Genomic DNA, 4647 nt, shown 5'->3' on the forward strand with positions numbered 1-4647 from the left:
AGATAGATCGTGTGGGTGCTGTGCGAGAATGAAGCGTCTGCTGAGGGCGAGTAGAGCATGAGCGGCCTCCGGGGTGAGGTGACCGCCTTACCTCACCAATCCGGCGCTCACTGGCCCATGAGATCTTTTTTCGGCGAACGCCGGATCCACCCGCTCACCGAACCAGGTCTCGTGCTTGCGCCAGCGCAGGCCTTCGTGGAGCAGGATCTCGTCGATCCGGCTGCGCTGCATCGCGATGCCCTTGGCCTCATGCAGATAGGCGGCCAGCCGATCCAGGGTCCAGGCGGCAAACGGCAGCCCGAGGGCCTCTGGCTTCGTGAGCGCCGTGGCGATCACGGTAGCGGTTTGCTCAGGCGTATAGGTCGGCCGGCGGCCTGAGCGGTGGCGGTCCTTGAGCGCTTCCAAGCCCTCTGCATTGAAGCGGCGGATGCGCTTGCGCACGGTCTCGCCATCAAGACCAACCCGGGCGGCAATCGCCGAGGCGCTCTCGCCGCGACTGGCGCGCCAGATGATTTGCGCACGCTGCACGCGTTGGGCCGGAGCCGTATGGGAGTGAGCCAACTTTTGCACTGCCGCATGCTCAGCAGCAGTCATCTCCCGTAACAAGACCGATGCCATGGGTCGCCTCCGCCAGCAGGTCAGAAGGGGACTGCCATTATACCCTTCTACCTGCCGGATGCACCAATTAGTGCGACTTTCAAGATCCTGCATTCGCATACATTCATATCGCCGCCCTTTGCATAGTCTTGAGAGATTTGAGAGAGCTATAGCGGAACCTGGACGGGGCGGTAACAAGTAGTTTGTCGACGTTGATTGAGCTGATTTCTGCGGAATGAAATCAGTCCTCGCTCTCGTACAAGTCCTGGAAGTTCAGTCACGGAGCTCGGCTTCAGGCCTGAACCGCGGCACATCGGCGGATATTCAGGCCGAGGGCGCGAAGATTTACCGTATAGCGCATGGCCGGCATGCCCGGATGCGCAGGTTCGCAAGGTTCATCTGATACTTCAGCCGTGACATCGTCGCTTCGATCCCGGCGCGCCAACGATGGATTTCTCGGAATCCGTCGCTGCTCTCGTAAAGGCGCCGCTTCTGGTTTTCTGCCCGTGCTGGCGTGTATTGAAAGCGGGCGATTTGCCCGTCATGGCTGTCAGCTCGGACCGGGCAGCGGTTCCTGTCTGGGCATTGCCGGCATGTCGCAAGATCGAACCGGGCCTGCAGTTTCGCCTGCGCAGCAGAGGGCGAGACCGGTGCGATGCCGTTTGGGCATCGCACCACCAGACCATCCTCATCAAGGCTGAACTCCTCCAGGGTCAGGCGCCCTGAGGAGCATCCCTTGGCCGTACGGGCCGGAGCCGTCAGATCAATGGCCCGCTCTTGGGCCAAGGCCATGTTGTCAGCCGAGCCATAGTGGGAATCGGCCAGCAGCCGCTTTGGCGTGAGCGAGCGGTCAGCGAGATCGTCCAAGGCGTCCTGCAATCGATGCCCGTCATGGACCGTCATCTTGTGGACGGCATCAAAATGAGGCAACAACTCATCGATCGGAATCTCATCAAGAAGATGATGGCGGAACCCCTCAGCCCAGGAATGATCAGCAGTTGGCGCCGCTTCTCGCCCAATTCCGGCCAACGCTCGAACAAATCACCGGTCCGCCTGTCACGCAATGTAATTGTGCTCAAGCACAGACGCTTCAGCACCCGAAATGAATCGACTTGTTACCGCCCCGTCGAATTTCCATCATAGCTCATCCAGTCCTCGGGTGCACCGGTATCGGGCTATGCTTTCCGACGCGACGTTCAATTTATTGATGCATGTGAACGCTAAGTTTTGGCAGATGCGGCAAAGAGCCTAACGCCTCCGAGGCAGGAGTGTCCAAAGGGATGCTTCTATGCCTATGGAGCGTGGCACAAAGCTCTGCATGGCCGTTGAGTGCCACGGGCTCGTTGCGAAGACGATATCAACTTGAAGGAATGAGAATGTCCAAGCGCGCTCAGATGCTCCTGCTCTCGACCGTCATTCTGCTCGGGGCAACCCCGACCTTCGCCCAGATCAAGATCGCGGTGGCTGGCCCGATGACCGGAAGTTCAGCCACCTTCGGTGACCAGATGAAGAATGGTGCACAGGCCGCCGTTGACGCTATCAACGAGGCCGGTGGTGTCCTGGGTCAAAAGCTGGAGTTGGCCACAATGGATGACGCCTGCGATCCAAAGCAGGCTGTCTCGGTGGCCAGCAGGATCGTTGCTGAGGACATCAAGCTGGTTTTCGGCCATTTCTGCTCCGGCTCGACCATTCCAGCGTCGGATATCTACGACGAAGCCGGTGTCGTGAGCATCACAGTCTCCAGCAATCCCAAGGTTACCGAACGTGGCCTGAAGACGATCTTCCGCATTACGGGACGTGACGACCAGCAAGGCCCAAGCGCTGCGGACTACGTGATCAAGAACCTCTCCGGTAAGAAGATCGCACTTGTCCACGACAGGAGCCCCTACGGCATGGGTTTGATCGGGGAGGTCAAGAGGAAGCTTGATACGAGCAGGCAGGTCATTGTGCTCAGGGTTGGTGTCAATCCGGGCGAGAGGGATTACACTGCGCTGATCACTCGCCTGAAGGCGGCCGGCGTCGAGGTTATGTTCTTCGGCGGTTATCATGCCGAAGCAGGTCTCATCCTGCGCCAAGCAGCCGACCAGGGGCTCAAGCTCCAGCTCATTGGCGGCGATACGATCTCGACCCAGGAACTCATCTCCATCGCGGGACCTGCCGCTGAGGGCACGCTGTTCACGTTTGGCTCCGATCCGCGTAAAGACCCGGCGGCAGCCGATGTGCTGAAGGAGATGCGCGCCAAGAACCTCGAGCCTGAAGGCTATGTGCTTTACGCCTACGCTGCCGTTCAAGTCTTCGCCGATGCACTCAAGAGGGTCGGCCAGGTAGATGGTCCTGCCGTCGCTAAAGCGATAACGGCAAACACGGCTTCGACGGTAGCCGGTCCCATGGGTTTTGATGCCAAAGGCGACAACAAGCAACCCGGCTTTGTGGTCTATCAGTGGAAGGGTGGAAAGACAGACTACGCTCCTGGCATCTGAACTCGATTTCGGCTAGCGGCTTGGTGGCGGAACGCTTCTGGGACCAGGTGCGCTGGGGCGATTGGGGAGTACACTTGGCTAAGGTCTGGGGACATCATTTCAGCTGTGCCAGGGCTATTTCCAGGGATGCGTCGCAAATTTCCGGAAGTCCTCGTGCAGCAGGCCCCGCGCCTCGCCGATCCGGATGCCGGTCGTGTACAGGAGTACGACCAGGAAGGCATCGCGCATGAGGCTGGCCGCCTCAATGATCTTCAGGACCTGCTCCGGTGTCAGCCGGTGGACGACGGCTCGTTTGGCGGAGGCCGCCTTGGCCTTGTGGTCCAACCGGCTTTCGGTGTGGCGCCGCGCCTTCCGCTGCATGAGATGGGCCAGGAAAGGCTTGTAGGCGTCGGGATGATCCGTGCGCGGCCGCTCGCCGGCGTCAAAGATCAGCGCGGCGTGACGCCTGTCCAGAAACGTGTAGAAGGCTTTGATCGCAAACAGGATCTGGTTGTGCAGGCTGGCGGAAACGTCCACCGGCTCCGGGCGCAGCGGGATGATGTTCAGGGCGGTCTTCAGATCCAGGATCGGGCCATGGCGGATCACCGCGGGAATGAAGCGGTCGAGGTCCAAGGGGGTGATCTCTCGGAAGCTCTTGCCCATGGCGGCGAGATAGTTGCCGAGCCGGACCACGTGCCGGGCGTAATGCGCGACAGTGCTCGGGGCGTGATGGCGCGCCTCCAGGTAGACGACGAACTCGCGGATCTCGGTGACGATGGCGTCACCGTCATAAGCGGTCCAGGTCACATGGCCGCTCGGGAGGACGATGCGCTGCAGGTGCATGGGCCGTCATCCGCGTCGGTGACACCTGATGGTACGACTGTCAGGGACCGGCGCCAAGCCCTCAAAGGGGTAGGTCGATCACATCGTTGACATGACCAAGCGACCTAGAGGTGTTGCAACCGCTTTGAAATGTCTCAGGTTTTGGCAAAGTAGAAATGTCACAGGGCTCTACGGAGCCTCTGCCGGGGCTGCGGAGACCTCAACGATCGCCGCAGCCTCGGCAGAGGCGGTGGCATGGGCGTTCTTGGCTGCGATGTGCCGGTCGGTGAAGGACTGATCCTCCCTCGCATTGATGGACACCTCTGATACGCTCCTGTGGAGCGGGAAGGTGTTTGATGACGAAGACGAGGCGAGACTTCACACCGGAATTCAAGCGGGAGGCTGTGGCGCTTCTGGCAAGCAGCGGTCGGCCCCTCATGCAGGTCGCGACGGAGCTGGGGATCTCTCCCTCTATGCTGCGCAACTGGCGGACCGTTGGGCACGGCGGTATCCCCCGATCGAGGGCTGGCTCGAAGGGTTCTGCGACCAGTTCGGCCCCGATGGCGTCTCCAGCCGATCAAGCGGCAGAGATTGCTCGACTGCGCCGTGAACTCGATCGCACGCGCATGGAGCGCGATGTGTTAAAAAACCGTCGCGGATCGGGTCCGCCTGTGGGGTCAGAAACAGCTTGCTGGTAGTCTGTTGCCGGAGGGGAGCGGCCGTTAGCTTATTGGTGGCTCATGACCCCGTTAAAAAACATGGTCCATGG

Annotated in this window: 5 protein-coding genes and 1 pseudogene; 2 read left to right on the top strand and 4 right to left on the bottom strand. The window is 60.4% G+C overall.

What is annotated here, in order from left to right:
- Window positions 1-87: 87 nt before the first annotated feature.
- Both FS320_RS38340 and FS320_RS38345 read right to left on the bottom strand, forming a co-directional pair.
- On the bottom strand, window positions 88-618 hold the full coding sequence (locus tag FS320_RS38340) for a helix-turn-helix domain-containing protein (RefSeq protein WP_152717531.1): 531 nt from the start codon (window positions 616-618) through the stop codon (window positions 88-90).
- Between the two features lie 324 nt (window positions 619-942).
- The gene (locus FS320_RS38345) at window positions 943-1527 is read right to left on the bottom strand and encodes a transposase (RefSeq protein WP_152717533.1); all 585 of its coding nucleotides are present in this window, start codon (window positions 1525-1527) and stop codon (window positions 943-945) included.
- A 446-nt stretch (window positions 1528-1973) separates the two neighbouring features.
- Between FS320_RS38345 and FS320_RS38350 the strand changes: the two genes are divergently transcribed.
- The gene (locus FS320_RS38350) at window positions 1974-3077 is read left to right on the top strand and encodes a branched-chain amino acid ABC transporter substrate-binding protein (RefSeq protein WP_152717535.1); all 1104 of its coding nucleotides are present in this window, start codon (window positions 1974-1976) and stop codon (window positions 3075-3077) included.
- A 114-nt stretch (window positions 3078-3191) separates the two neighbouring features.
- Here the strand turns inward: FS320_RS38350 and FS320_RS38355 are convergent, their stop codons facing one another.
- Complete coding sequence (locus tag FS320_RS38355) at window positions 3192-3899, bottom strand: site-specific integrase (RefSeq protein ID WP_152717536.1); 708 nt, start codon at window positions 3897-3899, stop codon at window positions 3192-3194.
- Window positions 3900-4067: 168 nt separating this feature from the next.
- Window positions 4068-4199: a hypothetical protein gene (locus FS320_RS49995; protein ID WP_274597281.1), complete on the bottom strand. Its 132-nt coding sequence runs from the start codon at window positions 4197-4199 to the stop codon at window positions 4068-4070.
- A gap of 35 nt (window positions 4200-4234) precedes the next feature.
- On the opposite strand from FS320_RS49995, the pseudogene FS320_RS38360 reads away from it, so the two are divergent.
- A pseudogene (locus tag FS320_RS38360) lies at window positions 4235-4432 on the top strand (transposase); the annotation flags it as partial.
- Window positions 4433-4647 lie beyond the last annotated feature (215 nt).

It is taken from the genome of Microvirga tunisiensis, from assembly GCF_009296175.1.
GTDB classification, from domain to species: domain Bacteria; phylum Pseudomonadota; class Alphaproteobacteria; order Rhizobiales; family Beijerinckiaceae; genus Microvirga; species Microvirga tunisiensis.